Origin of the sequence: Streptomyces sp. NPDC096136 (assembly GCF_044763325.1) — a bacterium.
Classification (GTDB): domain Bacteria; phylum Actinomycetota; class Actinomycetes; order Streptomycetales; family Streptomycetaceae; genus Streptomyces.
The window spans coordinates 79013-104563 of the sequence record NZ_JBIWFZ010000001.1 but is presented as its reverse complement, the minus strand read 5'-3'; the positions used below and the strand labels follow the sequence as shown (position 1 = coordinate 104563).

The 25551-nt window shown below is 73.3% G+C and carries 24 protein-coding genes and 1 pseudogene; 16 read left to right on the top strand and 9 right to left on the bottom strand.

Annotated elements, in window-relative coordinates:
* The coding region (locus ACIRBY_RS00440) for a DUF6777 domain-containing protein (protein WP_403893872.1) at positions 1 to 962 on the bottom strand (962 nt) is incomplete at its 3' end.
* Between the two features lie 164 nt (positions 963 to 1126).
* Between ACIRBY_RS00440 and ACIRBY_RS00435 the strand changes: the two genes are divergently transcribed.
* From ACIRBY_RS00435 to ACIRBY_RS00425, 3 genes are read left to right on the top strand one after another with little or no spacing between them, the layout of a single operon-like run.
* On the top strand, positions 1127 to 1999 hold the full coding sequence (locus tag ACIRBY_RS00435; protein WP_403893870.1) for a YndJ family protein: 873 nt from the start codon (positions 1127 to 1129) through the stop codon (positions 1997 to 1999).
* 57 nt (positions 2000 to 2056) lie between these two features.
* Positions 2057 to 2587 carry a DUF1990 family protein gene (locus tag ACIRBY_RS00430; RefSeq protein ID WP_403893868.1) on the top strand — a complete coding sequence of 177 codons (531 nt, stop codon included), beginning with the start codon at positions 2057 to 2059 and terminating at the stop codon, positions 2585 to 2587.
* Between the two features lie 11 nt (positions 2588 to 2598).
* Entirely contained in the window at positions 2599 to 4038 is a 1440-nt protein-coding gene (locus tag ACIRBY_RS00425) for a lipase maturation factor family protein (protein ID WP_403893866.1), read from the top strand.
* Here the strand turns inward: ACIRBY_RS00425 and ACIRBY_RS00420 are convergent.
* Together ACIRBY_RS00420 and ACIRBY_RS00415 are read right to left on the bottom strand one after the other, a co-directional pair.
* A complete protein-coding gene (locus ACIRBY_RS00420; RefSeq protein ID WP_403893864.1) occupies positions 4018 to 5010 on the bottom strand; it encodes an NAD-dependent epimerase/dehydratase family protein in 993 nt (330 codons plus the stop codon). The two genes, ACIRBY_RS00425 and ACIRBY_RS00420, sit on opposite strands and share 21 nt — an antisense overlap.
* 206 nt (positions 5011 to 5216) lie before the next feature.
* A complete protein-coding gene (locus ACIRBY_RS00415; RefSeq protein ID WP_366449298.1) occupies positions 5217 to 5384 on the bottom strand; it encodes a hypothetical protein in 168 nt (55 codons plus the stop codon).
* A gap of 290 nt (positions 5385 to 5674) precedes the next feature.
* Here ACIRBY_RS00415 and ACIRBY_RS00410 point away from each other — a divergent pair, with 290 nt between their 5' ends.
* Entirely contained in the window at positions 5675 to 6082 is a 408-nt protein-coding gene (locus ACIRBY_RS00410; protein ID WP_403893862.1) for a hypothetical protein, read from the top strand.
* 79 nt (positions 6083 to 6161) lie between these two features.
* On the opposite strand, the gene ACIRBY_RS00405 is transcribed toward ACIRBY_RS00410, so the two are convergent.
* The gene (locus ACIRBY_RS00405) at positions 6162 to 7643 is read right to left on the bottom strand and encodes an SDR family NAD(P)-dependent oxidoreductase (protein WP_403893860.1); all 1482 of its coding nucleotides are present in this window, start codon (positions 7641 to 7643) and stop codon (positions 6162 to 6164) included.
* 280 nt (positions 7644 to 7923) lie between these two features.
* Here ACIRBY_RS00405 and ACIRBY_RS00400 point away from each other — a divergent pair.
* Positions 7924 to 8670, top strand: a pseudogene (locus ACIRBY_RS00400) (DMT family transporter); the annotation flags it as partial.
* 102 nt (positions 8671 to 8772) lie between these two features.
* On the opposite strand, the gene ACIRBY_RS00395 reads toward ACIRBY_RS00400, so the two are convergent.
* The 3 genes from ACIRBY_RS00395 to panD form a co-directional block, all read right to left on the bottom strand.
* Entirely contained in the window at positions 8773 to 10131 is a 1359-nt protein-coding gene (locus ACIRBY_RS00395; protein ID WP_403893858.1) for a transglycosylase family protein, read from the bottom strand.
* A 314-nt stretch (positions 10132 to 10445) separates the two neighbouring features.
* Entirely contained in the window at positions 10446 to 11087 is a 642-nt protein-coding gene (locus tag ACIRBY_RS00390; protein ID WP_403893856.1) for an aspartate/glutamate racemase family protein, read from the bottom strand.
* 15 nt (positions 11088 to 11102) lie between these two features.
* Complete coding sequence (panD, locus tag ACIRBY_RS00385) at positions 11103 to 11525, bottom strand: aspartate 1-decarboxylase (protein WP_403893854.1); 423 nt, start codon at positions 11523 to 11525, stop codon at positions 11103 to 11105.
* A 587-nt stretch (positions 11526 to 12112) separates the two neighbouring features.
* Between panD and ACIRBY_RS00380 the strand changes: the two genes are divergently transcribed.
* From ACIRBY_RS00380 to ACIRBY_RS00360, 5 genes are read left to right on the top strand one after another with little or no spacing between them, the layout of a single operon-like run.
* Positions 12113 to 13516 (top strand): sensor histidine kinase, encoded by a 1404-nt coding sequence (locus tag ACIRBY_RS00380; RefSeq protein WP_403893852.1) that lies wholly within the window; start codon positions 12113 to 12115, stop codon positions 13514 to 13516.
* 20 nt (positions 13517 to 13536) lie between these two features.
* Positions 13537 to 13926 (top strand): roadblock/LC7 domain-containing protein, encoded by a 390-nt coding sequence (locus tag ACIRBY_RS00375; protein ID WP_403895199.1) that lies wholly within the window; start codon positions 13537 to 13539, stop codon positions 13924 to 13926.
* A gap of 38 nt (positions 13927 to 13964) precedes the next feature.
* Positions 13965 to 14279, top strand: a complete 315-nt coding sequence (locus ACIRBY_RS00370; protein WP_403893850.1) for a DUF742 domain-containing protein — start codon at positions 13965 to 13967, stop codon at positions 14277 to 14279.
* Entirely contained in the window at positions 14260 to 14883 is a 624-nt protein-coding gene (locus tag ACIRBY_RS00365) for a GTP-binding protein (RefSeq protein WP_403893848.1), read from the top strand. The genes ACIRBY_RS00370 and ACIRBY_RS00365 overlap by 20 nt, the downstream gene beginning before the upstream one ends.
* The gene (locus tag ACIRBY_RS00360; RefSeq protein WP_403893846.1) at positions 14880 to 16325 is read left to right on the top strand and encodes a cytochrome P450; all 1446 of its coding nucleotides are present in this window, start codon (positions 14880 to 14882) and stop codon (positions 16323 to 16325) included. The genes ACIRBY_RS00365 and ACIRBY_RS00360 overlap by 4 nt, the downstream gene beginning before the upstream one ends.
* A 10-nt stretch (positions 16326 to 16335) precedes the next feature.
* Here the strand turns inward: ACIRBY_RS00360 and ACIRBY_RS00355 are convergent, their stop codons facing one another.
* Positions 16336 to 17430 carry a hypothetical protein gene (locus ACIRBY_RS00355; protein WP_403893844.1) on the bottom strand — a complete coding sequence of 365 codons (1095 nt, stop codon included), beginning with the start codon at positions 17428 to 17430 and terminating at the stop codon, positions 16336 to 16338.
* 338 nt (positions 17431 to 17768) lie between these two features.
* On the opposite strand from ACIRBY_RS00355, the gene ACIRBY_RS00350 reads away from it, so the two are divergent.
* From ACIRBY_RS00350 to ACIRBY_RS00325, 6 genes are all read left to right on the top strand, one after another.
* Entirely contained in the window at positions 17769 to 18245 is a 477-nt protein-coding gene (locus ACIRBY_RS00350; protein ID WP_403893842.1) for an SWIM zinc finger domain-containing protein, read from the top strand.
* A gap of 140 nt (positions 18246 to 18385) precedes the next feature.
* Positions 18386 to 19039, top strand: a complete 654-nt coding sequence (locus ACIRBY_RS00345) for a hypothetical protein (protein WP_403893840.1) — start codon at positions 18386 to 18388, stop codon at positions 19037 to 19039.
* A gap of 62 nt (positions 19040 to 19101) precedes the next feature.
* Positions 19102 to 19245 carry a hypothetical protein gene (locus ACIRBY_RS00340; protein WP_403893838.1) on the top strand — a complete coding sequence of 48 codons (144 nt, stop codon included), beginning with the start codon at positions 19102 to 19104 and terminating at the stop codon, positions 19243 to 19245.
* Positions 19246 to 19647: 402 nt separating this feature from the next.
* A complete protein-coding gene (locus tag ACIRBY_RS00335; RefSeq protein WP_403893836.1) occupies positions 19648 to 22314 on the top strand; it encodes a SpoIIE family protein phosphatase in 2667 nt (888 codons plus the stop codon).
* A 123-nt stretch (positions 22315 to 22437) separates the two neighbouring features.
* Entirely contained in the window at positions 22438 to 23583 is a 1146-nt protein-coding gene (locus tag ACIRBY_RS00330; protein ID WP_403893834.1) for an ABC transporter substrate-binding protein, read from the top strand.
* 87 nt (positions 23584 to 23670) lie between these two features.
* Positions 23671 to 24609 (top strand): D-alanyl-D-alanine carboxypeptidase family protein, encoded by a 939-nt coding sequence (locus ACIRBY_RS00325; protein ID WP_403893832.1) that lies wholly within the window; start codon positions 23671 to 23673, stop codon positions 24607 to 24609.
* An 80-nt stretch (positions 24610 to 24689) separates the two neighbouring features.
* On the opposite strand, the gene ACIRBY_RS00320 is transcribed toward ACIRBY_RS00325, so the two are convergent.
* Positions 24690 to 25430, bottom strand: a complete 741-nt coding sequence (locus tag ACIRBY_RS00320; protein ID WP_403893830.1) for a PP2C family protein-serine/threonine phosphatase — start codon at positions 25428 to 25430, stop codon at positions 24690 to 24692.
* Between the last annotated feature and the right edge of the window lie 121 nt (positions 25431 to 25551).

The window sequence follows — 25551 nt, the reverse complement described above, 5'->3', positions numbered from 1 at the left end:
CCACCGGCGGCCGGGGGCTGCTCCGCGAGCGGACCGGAGGGGGCCGCGGGCGGGACGGCGCGGGCCGGGCCGTGCGGGTCCGCGGGGGCGCAGGGGTCGGAGGGGTCGTCCGGCGGGGTCGCGGGCGCGTTGGGGATGCCGTCGGCCGGGTCGTAGGGGGGCACCACCTTGGGCGCCTTGTCCTGGGCGCCGTCGTCACCGGCCTTCCGTTCGATCCAGGTGTTGTCGGCCACGTTGACGATGACCAGCTTCTTGATCGGCTGGATGGTGGGCTCGATGACGATGACCTGGTTGGGCCGGTAGCCGTTCCACTGGTCCCCCTTGAGCACCGGGTTCCCCTTGGCGGAGCGGGGCGCGCCGAGCGGGTTCCCGCAGCCGCAGCGGACCCTCGGCATGCCGTGGTCGTCGACGAGGACGGCCGTTCCGGCCTGGAGGACGGCCTGGTAGGTGTCGGCGCGGCCGTCGCGGAAGCCGTGGCCGGTCATCCGGGTGTCGGCGCGCAGCACCACGGGGGTCAGGCCCCGCAGGAATTCGGGGATCTTCTCCTGCTCGACGCCGGTGGCCTGGGCGAAGGCGCGGGCCTTGGCGTCGTCGGAGGTCAGGTAGGCCGCCTGGCGCTCGACGTCGCAGCTGCCGAGCCGGTTCGTGCCGCCGTACAGGCCGGGGGTGGCGGCGCCGACCGTGCGGATGCCCTGGCCGCTCGGGTTCGGCAGCGGCGGCTGTACGGGTGCCGATTCGGCCGTCGAGGTGGAGGCGGTGAAGGGGTCGGGTCCGGCGGCGCCCACCGGCTGGAGGGTGAGTTCCATGCTCTCGGCCGCCGCGCCCTTGGTCGGCTCGGGCTCCTGGGCCCCGCAGCCCGCGGCGATCAGGCCGAGGAGCGCCAAGACGGCGGCTCCGGCCGGTACATGACGGCGCGGCGCCTGACGGGGTGTCGGTGCGGGCACGTCGTTCACGTCGTTCACGCTGGCTCTCCCTTTTCGCCCCGGTTGCTCCCTCTTGTCTGCCGCATCCTCCCCGGGGCCGCAACCGGAGTTCCGGCAGATGCGCGCCGCGCACGCATTGAACACGTTCAAGAAAACGCCTAGAGTGACGTGGCCGCACTTGAACACGTTCAAAGGAGTGGCACGTGACCGTGCTCGTGAACCTGATCGTCGCCCTGGGGATGCTCTACGCCGTCCCCGCCGGCCTGCGCCTGATCGACCCGGCCGGGCTGGGCACGGCGGCCCGGCTGTGGCCGTGGGCGGCAGCCCCGGGCGCCCTGTCGCCGTGGCTGCCGCGCGGAGGCACCGCCACCGTGCTCGCCGCCCTGTACGCGGCCGCCGCCCTGGCCCTGCTGGGCGCGGCGGGGGCCAGGCTGCTCCGCCACCTCCGCCGGTCCGGGGGCGGCCGCCTCCCCGACCCGTCCGAGGTGGCGGTGCTGACCGCCCTGGCCTCACCCTCGGTCGCCGCGACCGCCCTGGTCGCCGAGCGGGCCGGGTACCGGCTCTTCGGCTTCGACCTCGACGTCCTGGCCCTGACCGTCCCGCACTTCCACTTCGCCGGGTTCACGGCCGCCCTCGTCGCCGGCCTGGTGTGCCGGTCGGCGGCCACCGGCCACCGGGCGCGCTGGGCGGCGTACAGCGTGCCGGCGGGGACCCTGCTCGTGCTGGCCGGGTACTTCGTGGACGACTGGGCCGAACTGCTGGGCGCCGTCGTGCTGACCGGGGGCATGTGGACGGTGGCGCTGGTGACCTACCGCGAGCTGCGGCCCGCCGCCCGCGACCGGCCGACCGGCGCGATGCTGGCGGCGTCGGCGGTCGTCCTGGTGGCCACCATGCTGCTCGCCCTGTGGTGGGCCGCCGGGGAGGCCACCGGGATCCCCCACCCGACCCTGACCTGGATGGCCGCCACCCACGGCCTCGGCAACGCGCTCGGCTTCGCCCTGTGCTCGCTGCTGGCCTGGCGGCGGCTCGGCGCCGGCCCGGCCCCGGCCCCCCGGCCGGCCCCGGCCCTCACCTGACCCGGACCCCGCCCCCGACCCCCGACCCCCGACCGCAGCCACCCGAACGGAGACCCCGTGAGCCGCCTCATCAGCACCGGCCGACGCGTCCTCAGCTACCCCGAACACGGCGCCAGCCTCCGGCGGCCGCTGCCCGACGGGTACCGCCACCTGCACCACCGCACCCGTATCGGACACGGCCGGGAGGTGTTCGAGGCCGCCGGCGCCGCGGTCCGCTGCTTCCGCATGCATCGCGCCGCCGGGGCGAGCGTCCGGGCGGACGGACCGGCCGCCCCCGGGGCGCGGGTGGAGATCGGCCTCGGACCCGGCCCCCTGCGGATCAGCGTCCCGTGCGAGGTGCTCCGCACCTCGGACACCCCCGACCTGGCCGGATTCACCTACGGAACCCTCACCGGGCACCCCGCGAGCGGGGAGGAGTCCTTCCTGGTGGAACTGGCCGCCGACGGCACCGTGTGGTTCGAGGTGACGGCCTTCAGCCGCCCCGCCGCCTGGTACGCGCGCCTCGCGGGACCGCTGCTGCCGGTCCTCCAGCGGGCCTTCGTCCACCGCCTCGGCCGCCGCCTGCGCGCGCTGGCCGCCGCCGTCTGATACTGGAGTCGATGGACTGGTTCACGGCGCCCGGTTACTGGCTGGGCCGGCTGGTCTTCCAGCGGGCCCTCGTCGGCGTCTACCTCTTCGCCTTCCTCGGGGCCGCCCTCCAGTTCCGGGCCCTGATCGGCGCGCACGGCATGCTGCCCGTCCCGCGCCACGTCCGGTACGTGCGCTTCCGGGACGCCCCGAGCCTGTTCCAACTGCGGTACTCCGACGGGCTCTTCGCCGGCTGCGCCTGGACCGGCGCCGCCCTGTCGGCGGCGCTCGTCGCCGGGGTCGGGGACCTGGTGCCGCTGGGCGCGGCGATGGGGATGTGGGCGGTGCTGTGGCTGCTCTACCTGTCCATCGTCAACGTGGGCCAGACCTGGTACTCGTTCGGCTGGGAGTCGCTGCTGCTGGAGGTGGGGTTCCTCGCCGTCTTCCTGGGCAACGCGCGGACCGGGCCGCCGGTGCTGGTGCTGTGGCTGCTGCGGTGGGTGCTGTTCCGGGTGGAGTTCGGCGCCGGACTGATCAAGATGCGCGGGGACGCCTGCTGGCGGCGGCTGACCTGCCTCTACTACCACCACGAGACCCAGCCGATGCCGGGGCCGCTGAGCTGGTTCTTCCACCACCTGCCGAAACCGCTGCACCGGGTGGAGTGCGCGGCGAACCACGTCACGCAACTGGCCGTTCCGGTGCTGCTGTTCACCCCGCAGCCGGTGGCCTCGTACGCGGCCTGGATCATGGTGGCCACCCAGCTGTGGCTGGTGCTCTCGGGGAACTTCGCCTGGCTGAACTGGCTGACGATCACGCTGGCCCTGTCGGCCGTCGACTTCACGGGGCTCGCCGGTCCGCCGCCCGCCGGCGCCTCGCGCGGGGCGCCCGTCTGGTACGTGGTCCTGGTGTGCGCGCTGACCGTGCTGGTGCTGGTGCTGAGCCGGCACCCGGTGCTCAACATGGTCTCGCGGCGCCAGGTGATGAACCGCTCCTTCGACTCCCTGCACCTGGTCAACACCTACGGGGCCTTCGGCACGGTCGGCCGGATCCGCGACGAGGTCGTGGTCGAGGGCACCTCGGACCGCACCCCCAGGGAGGACGGCGACTGGCGGGAGTACGGGTTCAAGGGGAAGCCGGGCGACCTGCGGCGGATCCCCCGCCAGTTCGCCCCCTACCACCTGCGGCTCGACTGGCTCATGTGGTTCGCGGCGCTCTCCCCCGGCTACGCCCGGGACTGGTTCGGACCCTTCGTCGAGCGCCTGCTGGCGGGCGACCGGGACACGCTGCGGCTGCTGCGCCACAACCCGTTCCCGGACGCCCCGCCGCGTTTCGTGCGGGCCAGGCTGTACCGCTACCGGTTCACCACCTGGCGGGAGCTGCGCGAGACCGGCGCCTGGTGGCACCGCAGGCCGGTACGGGAGTTCATGCCGCCGACCCACCTCGCGCGGGCCTCATCGGCCGAGCCCGAGTAGCGCCGCCTCCCGCTCGGGGTCGAGGCCCTTGGAAGAGCGGTCGGGGCGCAGCGGGGCCGTGCCGCCGATCGACCGGAGCCAGGCCCAGGTGTCGGCGACGGTCTCCTCGACCGGACGGCACTCCAGGCCGGCGGCGAAGGCCTTGGAGACGTCGCCGCGGAACATGTGGTCGTGCAGTTCGCCCGGCGGCAGCCAGCACGGCAGCTCGGTCCAGGGCTCCACGCCGGCCCCGGCGATGCGCTCCGGGTCGGTCCAGCGGAGCTCGGCGGTGCCCCCCGTGGCGGCCGCGCAGGCCTCGAGGAAGGCTCCGAAGGTGGTGTGCCCGGGAGCGGAGGCCACGTCGTACGGGCCGCCGAGCCCGGCCTCCGCGGCGTCCAGGGTCCAGTGCGCGAGGTCGCGCACGTCGACGTACTGCATCGGCAGGTCGCGCGGGCCGGGGGCGAGGGTGGGCCCGCCGCGCGCGGTCCGGTCCAGCCACCAGGGCAGCCGGCCGACGTTCTCGTACGGGCCGAGGACCAGGCCGGCGCGCACCAGCAGGGCGCGGTCGCCGAAGGCGGCGAGCGCCGCGAGTTCGCCGCCGCGCTTGTCCTCGGCGTAGGCGGTGGCGTCGGCGTCGGGCGAGCCCCCGACCAGCGGGCCGTCCTCGGCCTGGCCGGCGGGTGCCGGGTAGGCGTACACGGAGCGGCTGGAGACGTACGCGTAGTGGCCGGCGCGGCCGGCGAGCAGGCGGGCGGCGTCGCGCACGGCGGTGGGGGCGCCGCTCCAGGTGTCGGCGACGAGGTCCCAGGTGCCTTCGGCGAGGGCGGCCAGGCCCCCGGGCGCGGTGCGGTCGCCGTGCACCGCGCGGACGCCGGGCGGCGGGGCGTGGCGGCCCCGGTGGAAGACGGTGACCTCCCAGCCCCGCTCCAGGGCGTCCTCGGTGATCGCGCGGCCGACGAATTCGGTCCCGCCCAGCATCAGCAGCTTCTTCATGCCGGTCAGCCTGCCCGGGCGGGCGGGGCGGCGGAAGCCGTGATCGCCGGCAGCGATGACGCTCAGGGCGTAGGGGGATCGGGAACCCGGGGCGGGGTCCGGCCGGTCGTGCCGCGCCCCCGTCACCGTGGGGTGCGGGGGCGTGGGGCGTGGGGCGCGCCGGGGGCCGGTGGCTCTGGCGGATCCGGCCCCGGCGGGTGCGGACCCTAGTCGATGCCGGGCAGGATGTGCGGCTCCGCGAGGTCGTCCTCGTAGCCGGCCAGCCTGATGGGGGCGGACCGGGCCCAGACTTCGAGGCTGCCGAGTTCGTCGGACCGGGTGTTCGCCCGGCCCGTCAGCTCCATGGTCGGGTTGGGCTTGGTCGTCTCAGTCACCGCGCACTCCCTTGTGTCGCGTAACCCGGCAGGCTCGACCGCATGCCGGATAGGGAAATTAAAAGGTCTTCCGGACGCGGTGGCGCCTTGGTGGAGCGGAGCCCGGGTGGGGTTCCTTGCGCTTCAGGGTACACATATGAGCGGGGGCCCGCTCGATGGAACGGTAAAATCCACGCTGGACCGCTTGTTTTTGCCGCGAGTTCAGGAAGTCGCACTCCGGCGTGTCCGCCGGTGGTGATCTGCTCGGCGGTGGCGGCGGCGTGCGTGCGCGGACGACGGAGGGAACGGCGATGGCCTGGTCAGGGGTGCCCGCGATCGGCAGTGTCGACGAGCTGATGGAGCTGCTGCACGCCCGTCACGGCGGCCCCGACACGCCCGACCGGGACCTCGGGCTGCGGACCGCGGCCCTGCTGCGCCGCTCGCACCCCTACGACAAGGAGCTCCAGGTCGCCGGGCTGGTCCAGGGCCTGGGAGGGCCGGCGCACGCCCCGGGGAACGGGGCGGCCGAGGCGGTCCGCGGGCTGCTGGGCCCGCGCGTGGCCAGGCTGCTGGAGGGCAGCGCGGCCGGCTCCGGTACGGACGAGGAGGCCCTGCACCAGGCCGCCCGGGCGGGGCGGGGCACAGGGCTGGACGCCGGGGTCGTGGAGGACTGGCGCCCGGTGCTCGAACTCGTCGCGGCCGGAGCCTTCCGAATCTGACGCCGGGGTTGACCCGAAAGGATGACGGGCCGGCCCCGTCCCCCTCGGACGGGGGGACGGGGCCGGCCCGCGGGCGCCGCTACCAGTTGGCGGGCGAGTAGTCCTTGAGGAAGATCCCGTAGAGGTCCTCGCCGGCCTCGCCGCGGACGACGGGGTCGTAGACCCGGGCCGCGCCGTCGACCAGGTCGAGGGGCGCGTGGAAGCCCTCCTCGGCCAGCCGCAGCTTGTCGAAGTGCGGGCGCTCGTCGGTGATCCATCCGGTGTCGACCGAGGTCATCAGGATGCGGTCGGCCTCGAACATCTCCTGGCCGCTGGTCCGCGTCACCATGTTCATCGCGGCCTTGGCGGCGTTGGTGTTCGGGTGCCCCGCGCCCTTGTAGCCGCGGCTGAACACGCCCTCCATCGCCGAGACGTTCACCACGTACGCACGACCGCTGGACGCCTTGCGGGCGGCCTCGGCCATCGACGGCCGCAGCGCGCTGATCAGGATGAACGGGGAGGTGTAGTTGCACAGCTGGGTCTCGAGCAGCTCCACCGGGGAGATCTGGTCGATGGTCTGCACCCAGGTGTTGCTGTCGACGACGTCCGGCAGCAGGCCGCCCGCGTCGATGGCGGTCCCGGCGAGGTGCCGCTCCAGGCTGGCGTTGCCCGCGACGAGGGCGAGGTCGGCGACCTTCTGCGCCTCCAGGCCGCTCACCCCGACGGGCAGCGCCGCCAGGCCGTCGACCGCGCCGGAGTTGAAGGCGCCGATGACGTGGTGGGCGGGCAGCTCGCCGGCCGGAAGCGGGGCGCTCTCGCCCTCGACCAGCGCGGCGTAGGCGGTGGGCAGGCGGCGCACGGTCTGCGTCGCGTTGTTGATCAGGATGTCCAGCGGACCGGCCGCCGCGACCTGCTCGGCGAGCGCCACGGACTGGGCCGGGTCGCGCAGGTCGATGCCGACGACCTCCAGGCGGTGCATCCAGTCCGCCGAGTCCTCCATCGCCTTGAAGCGGCGGATGGCGTCCTTGGGGAAGCGGGTGGTGATCGTCGTGTGGGCCCCGTCGCGCAGCAGCCGCAGCGCGATGTACATGCCGATCTTGGCCCGGCCGCCGGTGAGCAGGGCGCGCTTGCCGGAGAGGTCGGCGCTCGCCTCGCGCTTGGCGCGGTTCACGGCGGCGCAGTCCGGGCAGAGCTGGTGGTAGAAGTAGTCGACCTCGACGTACCGCGTCTTGCAGACGTAGCAGGAGCGCGGGCGCTGGAGTATCCCGGCGATCCGGCCGGCCTCGGTGACCGAGGAGGGCAGGATGCCCTCGGTCTCGTCGTCGATGCGCTGGGCGGAGCCGGTGGCGGTCGCCTCGGTGACGGCCTTGTCGTTGGCGGTCTTGGCGGCGCGGCGCTCCTGGCGGCGGCGCTGCTTTACCGTCCGGTAGATGCCGGCGGTGGCGCGGCGTACGGTGATGGCGTCCGGGTGGTCGACGTCGATCGTGTCGAGCTCGTCGAGCACGCTGAGGCAGACGGCGAGGCGCTCGGGGTCGATGCCCGGCCCGTATGCCTGGTTGTCTTCGGTATCGGTCACCGTCATGGCCGCTGCCGTTCCTTGCTCGCTCGTCCGCGTCCGCCTGCTGCGGAAGTCCCCAAAACGGAAACTGTACGGAGCCGACACGCCCGGGACCAAACCCGTTCGCGTGACCCTCACCGACCGCGAGCGGCCTGTCACGGTATGGAGGGGATCAAGGGCGTTCGTCCCCGCGGGTGCCGCTTGCGCCTACTCCCTCTGGTGTATGCCAGGAGGATGACTCGGCCCGCGATCAAGGGGTCCGCGGACGGATGTACCGGCGGCCGGGGTGGGGCATGGTGGATCCATGAGTGCCCTGGCCCTGTCGGTTCTGCTCTGCCTGGTGTCGGCCGTCGCCTACGCGGGCGGCGCGATCGTCCAGGAACGCGTCGCGGTGAGCTCCCCGGACCGCCGCGCGCTGGCCCCGCTGCGCCGCCCCGGCTGGTGGGCCGCGGTCGCGCTGAACGGCCTGGGCGCGCTGCTGCACGTGGTGGCGCTGGCCTACGGACCGCTGAGCCTGGTCCAGCCGCTCGGGGCGCTGACCATCGTCTTCGCGCTCCCGATGGCGGCCGTGCTCGTCCGGCGCCGGGCGGGCGCGGCGGCCTGGCGGGGGGCGGTGCTGGCCACGGTCGGCCTGGCCGGCCTGCTGGCCCTGACGGGCGGAGAGGGCCGGGGGCGCCAGGCGCTGGCGGGCGGCGAGCGGGGCCTGCTGCTGACCGCGACGGCGGTGGGGGCGGCGGTGCTCGTGCTGGCGGCGGGGCGGATGCGGCGGCCGGTACTGCGCAGCGTGCTGCTCGCGGCGGCGGCCGGTACGGCCTTCGGGATGGCCTCGGTGTTCACGAAGTCGGTGGCCGAGAGCGTCACCCGGCCCACGCCGGGCGGGCCGGGCGGGCTGTGGCCGGACCTGGCGGCGATCGCCGTACTGGCGGCGGGCGGCCTGCTGCTGTCCCAGGCCGCCTACCGGGGGGCGGGGCTGACGGCGCCGCTGGCCACGGTGACGGTGGTGAACCCGGTGGTGGCGGCCGCCGTGGGCATCTCCCTGTTCGACGAGGGCTTCCGGTACGGGACCGCCGGGGCGGCGGCGGCGCTGGCCAGCGGCGCCGTGGCGGCGGCCGGCCTGGTCCTGCTCACGGCCGTGCCTGCGCACGTGCGGGGGTCAGATGTCGACCCCCTTGCCGCGGAGGTACCTCAGCGGGTCGATGTCGGAGCCGTATCCGGGCCCGGTGCGCATCTCGAAGTGCAGGTGGGGCCCGGAGGTGTTGCCGGTCGAGCCGGAGCGGCCGATGCGCTGCCCTCCGGAGACCTGCTGGCCGGCCTTGACCCCGAGCGCCGAGAGGTGGGCGTACTGGGAGTAGCGGCCGTCGGCGTGCTTGATGACGACCTGGTAGCCGTAGGCCCCGGCCCAGCCGGCCGACTCGACGGTGCCGGGTCCGACGGCCTTGATGCCGGTACCGGTCGCCACCGGGAAGTCGACGCCCGTGTGGTAGCCGCTCGACCAGGAGGAGCCGGCGACGTGGTAGGCGGTGCCGAGGCCGGCGTCGACGGGGGCGGTGAACCCGCCCGAGGCGGGCTTCTGCTCCGCTGAGCCGGGCTTCTCGGCCGGCTTGGGCTTCTCGGCGGGCTTGGCGGCCTGCTCGGGCTTGGGCTTCTCGGCGGGCTTGGACTGTTCGGGCGCGGGCTTGGACTGCTCGGGCTTGGGCTTCGCCTCGGGCTTGGCCTCGTCCTGCTGCTGCTTGTTCGGCTCGACGGGCTTGACCGGCTCGGCGGTGCGCGGCGGCTTCTCCGGGTTCTGCGCGGGTGGCGCGACGGTGACGCGGAGGGTGAGCCGCTGCCCGGGGAAGATCAGGTTCGGGTTGCCGCCGACGGTGTCCCGGTTGGTCTCGTACAGGGCCTGCCAACCGCCTTCGACGTGCTGCCGGCCGGCGATCGAGGACAGCGAGTCCCCGGGTGCGACGACGTACGGGTTCGGCAGGACGGTGGTCCCGGTCGGGGTGGGCATGCTGACGGGGGTGCCGGTGGTGGCCTTGGTCGGCTGGATCCGGTCCATGGGGGCCTGCGTCTGCGGCTTCGCGGAGGGTGTGGAAGGCTGCGCGGAGGGCTTCGCGGACGGCTTGGCGTCGCCGGCCGGTGCGGCGGCGCTCCGGCTGAGACCGGCCTGGGGTCCGCAGGCGGGCCAGGCGTCGGGCCCCTGCCCCCTGAGGACCTTCTCCGCGACGGCGATCTGCTGGTCCTTGGTGGCCAGGTCGGCGCGCGGGGCGTAGGCGGTGCCGCCGAATGCGCGCCAGGTGCTCTGGCTGAACTGGAGCCCGCCGTAATACCCGTTCCCGGTGTTGGTCTGCCAGTTGCCGGTCGACTCGCAGGCGGCGACCTTGCTCCAGGCGTCCACGGAGGCGGCCTGGGCGTCCCCGGCGCCGATGAGGGGGAGCGCGATACCGGCTCCACCTGCGGTGACGACGAGCGAGGCCCGGTTGATGCTGCTCGGCTGATACCGGCGGTGCCGGCCCCGTACACCCATGGGAGCCCCCCTGGAAGACATCAGGAACCGCACAACCTAACGGCGCCCAGATGTCCTGACAAGGGCCACAACAGGCCGTTCGAAAACCGGAGTTGACGTCAGCTCAGCGGACCCGGCTGGGGGATCGGCGCGGGACCCGGCGGCGGGGGGACGGGGTCCGGCTCGGGGAACGGTGGCGGTACGGGCGGCACCGGCCGCGGCACCGGCGCGGGGCCCGGCAGCGGCGGCTCCGGCGAGGGGACGGGGTCCGGCTCGGGGACCGGAGGCTGCGTCTGTTCTGCGTTTCGCACCATAATCCCCACCTTCCCCCGATCTCAGCCCGTACGCCCCCCGAGCAGCGCGGCCGCCAGGCCCGGGGCGGGGCTGGACAGCACGGGCAGGCCGGTCCGTACGAGGTGGGCGGCCCCGGCCATGGAGGCCTGGGCCAAAACGATCACGTCGGCGCCCCCGACCGCGTCCGCGGCCCGGGCCACCGCCTCCAGGTACCCGCGCCGGTCCCCGGCCTCGAACCGCTCCCAGGCCCCTTCGACGACCTCGCTCCGGACGCTGACGTCCCGCCCGCGGGCCTCCTCGGCCAGCAGTTCCAGGGTGGGCCCGACCGTCGACGCGAGCGCGGCCAGCACCACGATGCGGGGCCCTCTCCGTACGGCCTCGGCCGCCATGGGCCGGTCCACCCGCAGCACGGGCACGCCGAGCCGGGGCCCCAGCGACTCCGCGACCGCGCCCACCGTCGAACAGGTGACGAGCACGGGCCCGCGGACTCCCTCCAGCACCTCGCGCATCTGTGCCGCCACGGCTGCGGGGCCGGCCTCCCGCGCCCGGTCGAGCAGCTGCGGCACCACGAGGTGCCGCAGCACGGCCCCCGGATGGCGCTCGTCCCGCAAGCCGTCGAAGACGGGCACGTGCACCGGCGAGGTGTGGAGCAGGGTCAGCCCGGCCGGCGGCACGGGCGCCATGGTCCCCGACTCCCCTCAGACAGCCGCCACCGCGTGGGGGCTGCGCTCCTGGTCCGTACCGGGCACGGGAGCGGACGGGTCCGCCCCCAGCTCGATGATCCTGTTGTCCCCGTCGACGTGCACGACCCGCGGCTTGAGCGCCCGCGCCTCGGCGTCCTCGACCTGCGCGTAGCTGATGAGGATGACCAGGTCCCCGGGGTGCACGAGGTGCGCGGCGGCCCCGTTGATCCCGATGACCCCGGACCCCCGCTCCCCCTCGATGACGTACGTCTCGAGCCGCGCGCCGTTGGTGATGTCCACGATGTGGACGAGCTCCCCCGGCAGCAGGTCGGCGGCGTCGAGCAGGTCGGCGTCGATGGTCACGGAACCGACGTAGTGCAGGTCGGCCTGGGTGACGGTGGCCCGGTGGATCTTGGACTTGAACATGGTACGAAGCATGCGAATACTCCCGATATGTCTGCTCCCTGCCTGCTTCGCGCAGGTCAAGGGCGGTCGCCGCAGCCTACAACCGTTCACAGGATCGGTCAGCTCTCCCCCAACCTTCTGGACTCACGCCGACGCGTTGCCCGGCCGAGGGATGCGGTCGATTCCATGCATTTTCAGCGTGCGTCATGACGGTGATCGATCGACTATGAGCCCAATTTGATCAACGAAGATTTCCGTACCGGTCAAGGCCACCTGGCGTACCCGAACTGACTATGCTCGCCCCGCGTGTTGCGCTGCGATCACCGCGCGCCGAACGTCGCATTGCGCGCAGATGAAGCGATGAAGCCTGGCCACAGAGAGGCGTGACCACCGATGCGATCTCGAACCGACCCGTCGGGCGCACTCATTGGAACATCTTTGCTCGGCCGGGCAAAGATCCGATTGTTCCTGTCGGCACACCGCATCACGCCCAACCGACCAATTCCAGAAGTTTTAGGGACCCTTCGATGGCTCGTGCAGGTTCAACCCCCAGAGCGCTGTCACGTGCAGTGGCTCCGGCATGGCTAATCCCCACTGGCGTCCTGGCCGGGGCCTGCGTCGTGGCACTGATCTGCGTTTCCGCAGAGATACGCACGCCGGTTGCCTGGTGCGGCCTCGGCGCGGTCGTCCTGACGGCCGTCACCTCGGCTGATACGGCACGCCGGGCGCGCTCGGCGGAGGCGGCCCGCTCCGCGCGGGCGAATGCCGAGGTACAGCGGTACTACGCCCAACGCGAGACCGCTCTGCTCGCGCGCCTGTCCGACCAGCGGGCCACCACCGTATGGCTCGCCGAAGAGCTCCTCCCCGCGGCCGTCGCCCGCCTGCACAAGGGCGAGACCGCTTCGGAGATCCTGCAGTCCGTCCCGTTCGGGGACCATCTCGACGGCGAGTTCGCCGAAGCGCTCCGGGCGGCGCTGCGGACGCTCCTGGAAGCCGTGGACGCCGAGGAACGCACCCGGGACTCGTCGCAGCGGGCGCTGGTGGCGATCGCGCGGCGGGTACAGGCGATCGTGCACCAACTCGCCAAGGACCTGCGCGACATGCAGATCCTCCACGGTACGGATGTGGTGGTCTCCCACGGCCTGCAGGACATCGACCACCGCAACGCCCTGATCGGACGCCTCGCGGCCAGCATCGCCGTACTCGGTGACGCCCGGCCCGGGCGCCAGTGGTCGAAGCCGATCCCGCTCTACGACGTCGTGCGCGGAGCCATGTCACGCATCGTCGACTACCCCCGCGTGAAGCTGCAGTCGGTGACGGAGGTGGCGGTGATCGGCCAGGGAGCCGAGCCGCTGATCCACCTGCTCGCCGAGTTGCTCGACAACGCCACGACCTTCTCGCCGCCGCACGCCCCGGTCGAGGTGACCGCGCACGAGGTGCCCTCCGGCATCGCGATCGAGATCGAGGACCGCGGGGTCGGGCTCACCGAGGAGGTCCGCCAGCGCATCGACCGCGTCATGGCCCGGGCATCGTCGGGCATCGGCCTGGCCGACCTGGGCGAGGCGACGCAGCTCGGCCTGCCCGTCGTCAGCAGGCTGGCCCGTGAGAACGGCCTCGACGTCGACCTGCGCACCTCCGCCTACGGAGGAGTGCGGGCCGTCGTCCTCGTTCCCCGGCGGCTGATCACCACGGTCCAGCCTGCCGCCCGGAAGATCCAGCAGTTCACGCCGAGGCCCACGGGCGCACCGACCGCGCCCCGGCCGCCGGTGGCGCGTGTGGCCGCAGCGGATTCCGCCGAGGCCGGACAGGCCGTCGGCGGACTGCCGCAGCGGCGACGCGAGTCGCCCGTCCCGACACCGGTCGTCCGCACGGCCCCCCATCCCCCCGCCGCTCCGGCCGCCACCCCGGGAACGGCCGGCGCACCCCGGCAGCCGGGTCTGATGTGGGAGGCGTTCAACGGCGAGAAGAGACCGGTCATGGGCCCTTCCAACCCAACCAGCGAGTCATTAGACGAGGGTGAGTAACCGTGCCGCCACTGCCCAACATGGACTGGATGCTCAAGGAGCTCGCGTCCGGCGTCCCGTACGTGCGACACGTGGTCGTGCTGTCGTCGGACGGCCTGTGCATCGGTCAAGCGAACACGGAGCCCGACACCGCCGACGCGATCGCCGCCGCCTGCTCGGGTCTCCAAAGCCTGGCGAAGGCCATCGCCCAGAAGTTCCCGCACGGAAACGGCTCGACCCACATGGTCGGGATCGAGGTCGACGGCGGATACTTCTCCCTCATGGCGGCCGGACCCGGGGCCTACCTCTCGGTGCTGGCGGACGCGGAAGTGGACGCGGGGTTGCTGGGCGACCGCATGCGCACGCTCGTGTTCCGGATCGGCCAGCACATGACCAGCCCGCCTCGTGACGACATCGGGCAGGCGATGTGACGTCACGGAACCAGGACGCATGGGACGAAGGAAGTCCCGTGCCGCTCTACGTCATCTCGGGTGGCCCGGGTTCCTCGGCCAAAGCCTTCAACCTGGTCACCCTCATCGCATCGAGGTCCGCACCCGAACCCGGTATGCAGCCCGAACAGGCGGCCATTCTCGCCATGTGCCAGTACCCGCTGTCGGTGGCCGAGATCTCCGCGTACCTCAGCCTGCCGTTCAGCGTCATCACGGTGCTGCTCTCCAAGCTCGTGGACCACGAGCGGGTCGAGGCCACCGCTCCCGTTCCCGTTGCGGCGGTCCCCGAACTCGGCCTTCTGGAGGCGGTGATCCATGGATTACGCAGGCTCTGACGCACCCGCCACCGGCCCCCGCCGCTCGGACGTGCTGCTGCCGCACGGCGCCAGGGGCGTCAAGGTCGTGGTCGTCGGCGGCTTCGGCGTGGGCAAGACGACCATGGTCGGGGCGGTGAGCGAGATCCCGCCCCTGACCACCGAGGAGACCATGACCCAGGCCGGCGTCGGGATCGACCACAATCCCGGCGCGGAAGGCAAAAACACCACGACCGTCGCCCTGGACTTCGGCCGCATCAGCATCAACGAGGAGCTGATCCTCTATCTCTTCGGCACACCGGGACAGGAGCGCTTCTGGTTCCTTTGGAACGGCATCTTCGAAGGCGCGCTCGGTGCCGTGGTCCTCGTCGACACCCGGAGGCTCGAAGTCTGTTTCGAGATCATCACCCGGCTGGAAGACCGCCGCGTCCCCTTCGTCGTGGCCGTCAACGCCTTCCCCGAGGCGCCGCAGCACCCGATGCCAGCCCTGCGCACCGCTCTGGCGCTCAACGAATCGGTGCCCATCATCACCTGTGACGCACGCGACCGGTCGTCCAGCCGCGACGCGCTGCTCTCGCTGATGGGCTACCTGTGCACCCTCGCCGCCGCTCAGGAGTCCGTATGACCCTCCCACCCGCCGACCGCGCCACCACGGAACCGGGGCTCAGCCCGCCCCCGGGCTGCCCGGCCCACAACGCCACGGGACTCGACGCGGCGACCCGGCTCTGGGGTGCCGCCGCCGAGACCGACCCCATGGGCCTGTACGAGGAGTTGCGGGCCGTCCACGGCCCGGTGGCCCCCGTCCTGCTCGACGGGGACGTACGGGCCTGGCTCGTCCTGGGGTACCTCGAAAACCGCGACGTGGCCAGCCGCGCCACCCAGTTCTCCCGCGATCCCCGCATCTGGCACGGCTGGAGGAGCGGCGAGATCGACGCCACCACCTCGCCGCTGGTGCCGATGATCGGCTGGCGGCCCGACTGCGTCTGTGCGGACGGCGAGGAGCACCAGCGCCTGCGCGGCGCGGTCACCGCCGGCCTCGACCAGTTCGACCAACGCGGAATCCGCCGCCGCATCACCCGCTTCGCGCACCAGCTGGTCGACGAGTTCTGCGAACGGGGCAGCGCGGAGCTGGTCGGTCAGTTCACCGAGCACCTGCCCATGCTCGTGCTCACCCACCTGCTCGGCATGCCGGACGAGTACGGCCCCAAGCTCGTGCACGCCGCCCGGGACCTCTTCAAGGGCACCGAGACGTCGCTCGCGAGCAACGCCTACGTGCTGGAGACCCTCGAGCAGCTCGTCGCCGCCAAGCGCGTCCTGCCCGGACACGACATCGCGTCCGTGCTGATGGCCCACCCGGCCGGCCTCACGGACGAGGAGGTGCAGCACCACCTGCGCCTGATCCTGCTCGCGGGCTACGAGACGACCGCCAACCTCATGTCCAACGTGCTGCGCATGGTGGTCACCGACCCGCGGTTCCGCGGATCGCTGGCGGGCGGGCAGATGACCCTGCCGGAAGCGGTGGAGCAAGTGCTGTGGGACGAGCCTCCGCTGATGGTGTGTCCGGGTCGCTGGGCCACCGGTGACACCTCCCTCGGAGGACAGGAGATCAAGGCGGGAGACATGCTCCTGCTGGGCCTGGCCGCCGGGAACGTCGACCAGGGGGTCCGCCGGGACCCCTCGACCCGCGTGCACCACAACCGCGCGCACCTGTCCTTCAGCGCCGGCGCGCACGAGTGCCCCGGCCAGGACATCGGCCGTGTCATCGCCGACGCCGGCATCGACATCCTGCTCACCCGGCTTCCCGACATCGGCCTGGCCGTGCCCGAGGAGGAGCTCACCTGGCGCTCCTCGACCTGGTCGCGGCATCTGACGGCGCTGCCCGTGACGTTCGCGCCCCGCAGTCCACAGGCCCCCGATGTGCTGCCTCCGCTGCCGGCCGCGCCCGCGCCGAGTACCGGCATGCCGGCGGCGCCCCCACGGCCGCCCTACGGACCGGAGCCGTCGCGCCCGGTCGAGCCCCGCACCACGTGGCGGGCACGGCTGGGGCGGCTCCTGCGCAGACGGTAGGCCTCGCGGCTCACTGCAGAGCCGAGCGCCACAGCCGAGGGGGCTGCCGAGCGGCACGGGTCGGCAGCCCCCGCTGCTCCTGGAACGGACCGTCCGCGGGAGCGTAGCGGGGCGCCCCGGTGTACCACGCGTGCAGGCCGGACAGGAAGCCGCGTGCTCCCCGGAGCCACGCCTCCAGCTCGATCCGCTCGCCCGGGCCCAGCCCGGCCCGCTCCACGACCGGGGGCAGTTCGCTCCGGGTGAGGTGCTCGAAGTGGCGCAGTCGGGCGGTCACCAGATCGGCGGCCGCGCGCATCGCCTCCTGGACGGTGATGCGCAGGGATGCCTCGAGGACCGTGACGAGGTTGTTGACGTCGTGTTCGTCATGGACTTCCCGGTGGTAGGAGGCGATGTCGTTCGCCATACCCATGTAGTCCATGAAGGCGTCGAGCACGGCGCGGAAGACGCGGTCGTGCCGGATCCGCTCGGGGATCCGTGCGCCGGTGGAGAGTTCGACGGAGTACGGGGCGGTAGGGGCGGCGAAGCTGTCGCGGCGGAACTGGGCGTACTCGATGAGGTCCGGGACACGGCCGGCGCGGCTGTTGGCCAGTTCCTGGACCCCCGCGTCGACGTACCGCGCCAGGGCGCGGTTGAAGCCCTGCTGCCAGTGCGCCCTCCTCGGGGGGAACAGCTGTCGCTGGAGGTCGGCCAGGCCCCTTTCGACGGCATTGACCGGCTCCGGCAAACGGGGGCCGGGCGCCGCCGGCAGGAAGGTGTGGAGGCGGGCCGTGAAGGCCTTCGCGCCGGTGAGGTCGCCCGTCCGTTTGAAGGCGGCGGCGAAGTGGTCGTCCCAGGCCAGCGCCCAGAGGTTGAACCGGTGGTTGAGCCGCAGGTCGGCGAGTGAGGCGTCGGGAAGGGCCCAGGCGGTCAGCTGGTCGACGGCCATGGCGTGGAACTGGGACGGGGTCCATATCGCCCGGTGGGCCGACGGCGCTCCGTCCCCGCCCAGCATGCCCGTCTCGCGCGCCCACGTCTCGCTCTCCTCGCGCAGGGCGGCGAGGTGCGGATTCACCCGCAGCGGGTACGGCATCCGCGGCATGGGCACCTTGACGGCCTGCACTGTCATGAGATCCCTGCTTCCCTTTCGGCGCCCTTCGGTGTCCCGTGTCGCCCCGGCACGACAGCAGGAACTTCCCACCCTCTGGTGCTCCAGAACGTGCGCCCGCCCCAGCCGATCCGCAACCCCCCGCACCTGCCCCGGCCCCGGGGTTGAGGACGGTTTGCGAGGAATGAAGCGATCCATCTGGGTCAACTTGGCTCGAATCCGATCCCAAAGCCAGCCATGATCACCCCACGACCGTCAGTCCGCCCGCGCGAGCCCGCGGTCACGGTATGCGGCTCCACTCAGCACGGGGCCCGCCGCCCGTCCCCTCCCGGCGGGGGATTCCGGCTTGAATGGAGGGCGTGACGCATACTCTGGGATTCACCGAGAACGACCTGCGCCGGCTGGCGGGTTCACGCTCCTTCAACGGGGGACTCGGGTATCGCTCCGCGGTGTCCCGGCTGGACGTGGGGGACGGAGCGATCACGGCGACCGTGGACGGGACCGACGCCTACGAGGTCGAGCTGACCGAGGACGAGGACGGCGGGCTCACCGGCTGGTGCGACTGCCCGTACGGGCGGGAAGGCAACTTCTGCAAGCACTGCGTGGCGGTGGGCCTGACCGTCCTGGGGCAGGCCGGATCGGTGCCGCGGCAGCGGTCGGCCGCCGCCTCGCGCACCCGGCTGCTGGACGCCTGGCTTGAGTCCCGCACCCGTGGGGGGAACTGCTCGTCCTGGTACGGGAGCAGCTCGCCGGTGACCGTGTCCTGCGCCGCCGCCTGGAGCTGCGCGCGGCAGCCGCCGCGGAGGACACCGGCATCGTCCGCGAGCGCATCCTGAGACTCCTCGACGCCCGCCCCTTCGCCCGCCACGGCCACGTCGAGTACGCCGACGCCCACGCCTACGGCCGGCAGGCGGGGGAGGCGGTCACCGCCCTGCGGGGGCTGGCGGCCGGCGGCCGGGCCGCGGTCGCGGTGGAGGTGGCCCGCGAGGCGCTCCGGGCGCTCGGCCGCACGTACGGGGAGGTCGACGACTCGGACGGCGTGATCGGGGAGGTCGCCCGGGAGCTGGCCGAGGCCCACCTGGAGGCCTGCCGGTCCGCCCGGCCCGACCCGGCGGAGACCGCGCAGTGGTTGGTGCGCCACCTGCTGGACGAGCTGAACCACGCCACGGACGTCGACCTCCGCGACTACCTGGAGGTGCTGGGCGAGCCGGGTACGGCCCGGGCGCGTGAACTGGTGATCGCCGCCTGGCGGGCCAACCCCGAGGGGTGGGCGGAGAAGTCCCTCATGGAGCGCCTCCTGAAGGCGGACGGCGGCAGCGTGGACGCGGTGGTCGCGGTCCACGCGGCGGACCTCGCCCCGAACGGCCGCACCCATCTGCTGATCGCCAAGGAGCTCGAGGCGGCGAGCCGCACGGCGGAGGCCCTGGAATGGGCCGAACGGGGCCTGCGGGAAGCCGAGTCGGACTGGGGGCCGGACGGCGAACTGGTCACGTTCGTCTGCGAACGGTACGCGCGGGCCGGCCGCCTGGCGGACGTGGTCGCAGTCCGCCGGAACCTGCTGTCGGCACGCCCCTCGCCGGCCGCCTACCGGCATCTGCGGACGGCGGCCCGAGCCCGGGCGACGCGCTGACCGTCTACCTCCGCTGGATCGAACCACTGCGCAAGGAGACCGGAGACCGTGCGTACGAACGCATGGCGGAACTGCTGCTCAGCGCCCGCGCCTGCCACCGCGCACTCGGCACCGAGGCGGCGTTCACCGCCTACCTGACCGCCCTGCGCGCCGACCGGAAACGCAAACGGAAGCTGATGGCGACACTGGACCGGCACGGACGGTGAGCGGCGGCGCGCCATACGTCCTGTGGCGGAGGTCAGCGGTGCACGGAAAGCGGTCGTCGAAGTGGCCGACCGCCGGGCTTACGCGCCGCGCGCCGGCGGCGGCCACGCGCTGTGGGCGGCCTGGAGCAGTGCGTGTGCGCAGCCGGTGGGAGCGGATGCGCAGCGGCCTGCGGACCGCCGCCGCCGGACGATCGGCGCCCCCGCTGCCGATGGCCCGCGGAGGTTAGAGAATGGACTATGAGCAACCTCCTGGGACCCTTCCGGCGTTGGCTGCTCCGCTCTACCGCGGGCCCGTCCCCTCCCCCTCGAAGTCCCCGCTCAGGACGTCGTCAGGAGCATCGGGAGGGGGGCCGGCCCCCGACGGCGAAGGCGCGGCCCCAGAGGCTGTCCTCCCTGCTGAGCGTGCGCAGCGTGGCGGGGGAGGTGTTCCTCCTGCAGCTGACCGTGGTGGTGCTCCTCGTGGCCGCCGCGGTGGTGGCCCTCGTGGTGCAGGCCCGGAGCGACGCCATGCTGGACGCCCGGCACCGTACGCTCGCCGCCGCCGGGACCTTCGCGGAGTCTCCGGGGATCGTCGCGGCCCTGCGCAGCGCCCATCCGAGCGCGGTGCTGCAGCCGAGCGCCGAGGCGGCCCGGAAGATCGCGGGGGTCGACGGCATCAACGTGTACACGCTCGACGGGGTCACCGTCGCCCACAGCGACCCCGGACAGATCGGGAAACGCGTCGTCGGCCCCTTCGCCAAGGCAGCGGCCGGCACGTCCTTCACGGAGACGTTCGAAGGGTCCCTGGGGCAGTCGGTGGTCTCGGTGGTCCCGGTCAAGGACCCCGCCGGCCACGTCATCGCCGTCGTCTCCTCCCCGGTCACGGTCCAGAACGTCCAGGGCATGGTGAACCGGCAGCTGCCGGTCGTCCTCGGGACCGCGGCCGCGGTGCTCGCCCTGTCCGCGGGCGGGACGGCGCTGGTGAGCCGCCGGCTGCTGCGCCGGACCCACGGCCTGGGACCGGCCGAGATGACGAGGATGTACGAGCACCACGACGCGGTGCTGCACGCGGTGCGGGAGGGCGTCCTGATCGTCGGCGACGGCGGACGGCTGCTGCTCGCCAATGACGAGGCGCGGCGGCTGCTGGACCTGCCCGCGGACGCGGAGGGACGTCCCGTCACGGACCTGGGTCTGGAGGAGGCGATCGCCGAGCCGATCGCATCGGGCCGTTCCGCGACCGACGAGGTGCACATGGCGGCCGACCGGCTGCTGGCGGTGAACATCCGGCCCACCGCCCCGTACGGGCAGGCGGGCACCGTCGTCACGCTGCGGGACACCACCGAGCTGCGGGCCCTCACCGGCAGGGCCGAGGTGGCCCGCGAGCGGCTGAAGCTGCTCTACGACGCGGGGGTGCAGGTCGGAACGACGCTGGACGTGGAGCGCACCGCGGAGGAACTGGCGCAGGTGGCGGTCCCGCGGTTCGCCGACGTGGTCACGGTCGACCTGCTGGACCCGGTGCTGCGCGGCGAGGAGCCGCCCGAAGCGAACACCGAGATGCGCCGCACCGCCGTCGTCGGGCTCCAGGGCGACCACCCGCTCTCCCCCGTCGGCGAGCTGATCCGGTTCGCCCCCGCCGGCCCCATGGCCGCCGGGCTGGCCGGCGGCCACGCGGTCCTGGAGGCGGACCTGCGGGCCGGCCACCGCTGGCGGTCGCAGAACCAGGCCAACGCCCTGCAGATCCTGGACCGCGGCATCCACTCCCTGATCGTCGTACCCCTGCGGGCCCGGGGCGTGGTGCTGGGCATGGCCGGCTACTGGCGGGCGCAGGACTCCCCGCCGTTCGACGAGGAGGACGTGTCCTTCGCCGAGGAGCTGACCGCCCGGGCGGCGCTGTCCGTCGACAACGCGCGCCGCTACACCCGCGAGCACGCCATGGCCGTCACCCTGCAGCGCAGCCTGCTGCCGCGGGGCGTACCGGAGCAGTCGGCCGTCGAGGTCGCGCACCGCTACCTGGCCGCCCAGGCCGGGGTGGGCGGTGACTGGTTCGACGTCATCCCGCTGCCCGGCACCCGGGTGGCCCTGGTCGTCGGCGACGTCGTCGGCCACGGTCTGCACGCCGCCGCCACCATGGGCCGCCTGCGCACGGCCGTGTACAACTTCTCCACCCTCGACCTGCCCCCGGACGAGCTCCTGAGCCACCTGGACGAGCTGGTCGCCCACATCGACACCGACGAGCAGGAGTGGCAGGGGATCACCGGAGCCACCTGTCTGTGCGCCATCTACGATCCCGTGTCGGGGCGGGTGACCGCCGCCACCGCGGGGCATCCGGGCCCCGCTCTGGTCGGCCCCGACGGGACCGTGTCCTTCCCCGAGGTGCCGGCCTCGCCGCCGCTGGGCCTGGGCGCCGGCCTGCCCATCGAGACCGTCACGGTCACGCTGCCCGAAGGCTCACTGCTGGCGCTCTTCACCGACGGGCTGATCGAGAGCCGCGACCGCGATCCGGACGCGGGCCTCGCAGCGCTGCGGGCCGCCCTGGCGGGGCCCGCGCGCACCCCCGAGGAGACCTGCACCGCCGTGATCGACGCGATGCTGCCCGCCAGGCCCAGCGACGACGTCGCGCTGCTGGTGGCCCGCACCCGCCGGCTGGATCCCGGGCGGATCGCCGAGTGGGACGTTCCCCCCGACCCGGCGGCGGTGTCCCGGGTACGCGTCGCCTGCGCCCGCCGGCTGGCGGACTGGGGCCTGGAGGACATCTCCTTCACCACGGAACTCATCCTCAGCGAGCTGATCACCAACGCCATCCGCTACGGCACCGAGCCCATCCGGGTGAGGCTGCTGTACGACCGCAGCCTGGTCTGCGAGGTCTCCGACGGGTCCAGCACGTCCCCGCACCTGCGCCGGGCCGCGGCCACCGACGAGGGCGGCCGCGGCCTGTTCCTCGTCGCGCAGTTCGCCGAGCGCTGGGGCACCCGCTACACCGTCCGCGGCAAGATCATCTGGAGTGAGCAGGCCCTCCACGACGGGGCCCCGCCGTCCTCGGCGGATCTCGGAGAGGCGCTCTTGGCCGCGTGGGGCGACGAGGGGCTGTGAGAACGCGGCGGTACGGCAGCCGCAGGGAAGACGGCGGACACCACCGTCCGGGACCACGCCGCCGGGGCCGCCGACCGTACGCTGGGCCTCGATCGGTACACGACCGCCCGTTATGGAGCCTTTGTGCCCGCACCCCGTCTCCGGACAGCCTCCGTCGCCGTCTGCCTGGCCCTCGCGGTGGTGCCCCTCGGTGCCTGCGGAGCCGAGCCCACCGCCGCGCCCCGAGCACCCGCGGCGGCCACCTCCGCGGCGGACGCCGGCGGCATGGCGGCACTGACCGCGGCGGCGCGGAAGGAGGGGGCGCTCAACGCCATCGCGCTCCCGAGGGACTGGGCCAACTACGGCGCGCTGATCGACGGCTTCGAGAAGAAGTACGGGATCAAGGTCAGGGTGGAGAACCCGGAGGGTTCCAGCCAGGACGAGATCACCGCGCTGAAGGAGCACCGGGGTGGGGGCCGCGCCCCCGACGTGGTCGACGTGGGGGGCTCGTTCGCGCAGTCCGGGGCCCGGCAGGGCCTGTTCGCGCCCTACAAGGTCGCCGCGTACGACCAGATCCCCGAGGAGCAGAAGGACCCGCGGGCCCGCTGGTACAACAACTACGGGGGCTACGTCTCGATCGGCTGCGACGCCAAGCGCGTCACGACCTGCCCCGCGACCTTCGCCGACCTGCGCAAACCCGAGTACAAGGGCCAGGTCGCGCTCAACGGCGACCCCACCAAGTCCGGGTCCGCGTTCGCCGGGGTGTATGCGGCGGCCCTGGCGAACGGGGGCTCCTTCGACGACATCCAGCCCGGTATCGACTTCTTCGCCGAGCTCGCCGAGAGCGGAAACCTCATCCCGGTCCAGTCCACTCCGGACACGATCGCGCAGGGCCGGACCCCGATCAGCATCGACTGGGACTTCCTCAACCTCGGATACGCCGACGAATTCCGCAAGAAGGGCGCGGACGTCGACTGGCGGACCGCCATCCCCTTCGACGGCAGCTTCGCCGAGTACTACGCGAACGCGGTGAACAAGGACGCCCCGCACCCGGCGGCGGCACGTCTGTGGCAGGAGTACGTCTTCAGCCCGGAGGGCCAGAACCTCCGGCTCGGCGCCTACGCGCGCCCCGTCCTCATGGAGGCGATGAAGAAGGACGGCACGCTCGACAAGGCCGCAGCGGAGAAACTGCCGACGGTCGAGGGCACCCCGGCGTTTCCGACGGAGGCTCAGACGGAGAAGGCGAGGGAGACCGTCAACCGCAACTGGGCCAAGGCCGTCTCGCACTGAGCACGGCGCGGGTGTCGGCGGGCGGGGGAACGGGGAAGCCAGGTCGTGTCCCCCACCGGGTTCCTCCCCTCCCTCCTGCGAGGTCGAATGATCGCCAACCTGATGCGGCGCGCCCGAAGCGCGCTCGCCGCCGTCGTCGCCACCGGCGCCCTGCTCACGGCCGCGGTACCCGCCCAGGCCGCCGCCGCGCCCGCCCTCACCGCCGCCGGGGCGATCCTCGTCGACGCCGGCACGGGCGCCACGCTCACCTCCAAGGCCCCCGACACCAGGCGGCAGATGGCCAGCACGACCAAGATCATGACGGCGGTCGTGGTCGCGTCGCAGCCCGGTCTGAACCTGGATCGGAAGGTCACCGTCAAGCAGGCGTACCTCGACTACGTCTACCGGCAGGGGGCGAGCTCCGCGCAGTTGAGGGCAGGGGCCACCCCGACGGTGCGTCAGCTGCTGTACGCGATGCTGCTGCCGTCGGGCTGCGACGCCGCGTACGCGCTCGCGGACGCCTTCGGCACGGGCACGACCACCGCCGGCCGCACCGCGGACTTCGTCGCGAGGATGAACGCCGAGGCGAGGGCTCTGGGCATGGCCAACACCGTCTACGACAGCTTCGACGGCATCTCGCCGACCGGCAGGAACCTCACCACCCCCCGCGACCTGGCCCGGCTCACCCGGCACGCCCTGTCCGTCCCGCTGCTGCAGACCGTCGTGAAGACCGCCGCCTACGCCACCGGCGGCACCTCGGCCCTCACCACCTGGTCGAACAGCAACCTGCTGGTCCAGCCCCGGCCCACCGGCTACGGATACCCCGGCGCCGTCGGCGTCAAGACGGGCACCACCACGGCCGCCGGCAAGTGCCTGGTCTTCTCCGTGACCCGCAACGGCAAGACCGTCATCGGCGTGCTGCTGAAGGACGAGGAGCGGTACAGGGACTCGATGGCCCTCTCGGACTGGGCCCTCGGCCCGGCCGCGGGTTCCGGGACGGCCCTGCAGCGCAGCAGCACCGAGCCCGTCCCGGACGTCCTGGACTGACCGCGCAGGGGGCCGCGCCGGTCCCGGTGCCGCCGTCCCGAGGTTCCGACGTGCAGGGGCATGCCCGGCTCCCCCGGGTCCTAGCTCCCGACCCGTACCAGGGCCAGGGTGATGTTGTCGGGGCCGCCGGCCTCGATGGCGGCCTTCCAGAGCTCGAAGGCGGCGCGGCCGTCGTCGTGGACCCTGAGCACGGCGTCGATCTCCTCATCGGGCAGCGGGTCGCTGAGCCCGTCGCTGCACACCAGGTAGCGGTCGCCTCCGGAGAGCTCGAAGGAGGTCACGTGGGGCAGGGGGGTGCCGGAGGCGCGGCTGCCGCCAAGGGTCTGGGTGACGGCGGAGGTCGTGCGCCGCCCGGGCTCCGGGGGCGGGCTGTCGTCCACGCTGACCCGGCGCAGGCCGTCGGGGCCGGCGGCGTAGACCCGGCTGTCGCCCACGTTGAACACGAGCACCGACTCCCCGAGGACGAGGACGCCGGCGACGGTGGTGGCCATGGTGAACAGCTCCGGGCGGCCCTCGGCGGCCGCGTTCACCTCGTAGTCGCACACGTCCAGGGCGTCACGGAGCGTGTCCGGGCCCCGCAGGGTGGGGCCGAGGGTGGAGAGGCGGCGGGCGACGAGGGCGCTGGCGACCTCTCCGGCCGGCTGTCCGCCGAGCCCGTCGGCCACGGCGACGACCAGCGGGCGGCCGAGGGGGAACACGAGGGTCTGGGGGCTGTCGGTCACGGTGGCGCACAGGGTCCACGGTCCGACGACGAGGCTGTCCTCGTTGTGCTCGCGGACCAGGCCGGCGTGGCTGAGCGCGGTCACCGCTATGTACGGCACCCCACCATTGTCGCGCGGCGCGCGGTGTGCGGCACCATCGGGGCGGGGGGCCGCTGCGGCCGGAGCGGAACGGCGCGATCCATCGACTTTCGGCCAAGCCAACTGCCGTCGTGCGTCCGTA

What these genes read in the sequence shown, in the direction of transcription:
- ACIRBY_RS00420 (WP_403893864.1), bottom strand. Translation starts at nt 5,010, where the DNA reads ATGAAGAAGCTGCTGATGCTGGGCGGGACCGAATTCGTCGGCCGCGCG.
- ACIRBY_RS00375 (WP_403895199.1), top strand. Translation starts at nt 13,537, where the DNA reads ATGGACTGGATGCTCAAGGAGCTCGCGTCCGGCGTCCCGTACGTGCGA.
- ACIRBY_RS00340 (WP_403893838.1), top strand. Translation starts at nt 19,102, where the DNA reads ATGGCGGAACTGCTGCTCAGCGCCCGCGCCTGCCACCGCGCACTCGGC.
- ACIRBY_RS00405 (WP_403893860.1), bottom strand. Translation starts at nt 7,643, where the DNA reads ATGACGGTGACCGATACCGAAGACAACCAGGCATACGGGCCGGGCATC.
- ACIRBY_RS00425 (WP_403893866.1), top strand. Translation starts at nt 2,599, where the DNA reads ATGGACTGGTTCACGGCGCCCGGTTACTGGCTGGGCCGGCTGGTCTTC.
- ACIRBY_RS00355 (WP_403893844.1), bottom strand. Translation starts at nt 17,430, where the DNA reads ATGACAGTGCAGGCCGTCAAGGTGCCCATGCCGCGGATGCCGTACCCG.
- ACIRBY_RS00325 (WP_403893832.1), top strand. Translation starts at nt 23,671, where the DNA reads ATGATCGCCAACCTGATGCGGCGCGCCCGAAGCGCGCTCGCCGCCGTC.
- ACIRBY_RS00390 (WP_403893856.1), bottom strand. Translation starts at nt 11,087, where the DNA reads ATGGCGCCCGTGCCGCCGGCCGGGCTGACCCTGCTCCACACCTCGCCG.
- panD (WP_403893854.1), bottom strand. Translation starts at nt 11,525, where the DNA reads ATGCTTCGTACCATGTTCAAGTCCAAGATCCACCGGGCCACCGTCACC.
- ACIRBY_RS00395 (WP_403893858.1), bottom strand. Translation starts at nt 10,131, where the DNA reads ATGGGTGTACGGGGCCGGCACCGCCGGTATCAGCCGAGCAGCATCAAC.
- ACIRBY_RS00365 (WP_403893848.1), top strand. Translation starts at nt 14,260, where the DNA reads ATGGATTACGCAGGCTCTGACGCACCCGCCACCGGCCCCCGCCGCTCG.
- ACIRBY_RS00360 (WP_403893846.1), top strand. Translation starts at nt 14,880, where the DNA reads ATGACCCTCCCACCCGCCGACCGCGCCACCACGGAACCGGGGCTCAGC.
- ACIRBY_RS00410 (WP_403893862.1), top strand. Translation starts at nt 5,675, where the DNA reads ATGGCCTGGTCAGGGGTGCCCGCGATCGGCAGTGTCGACGAGCTGATG.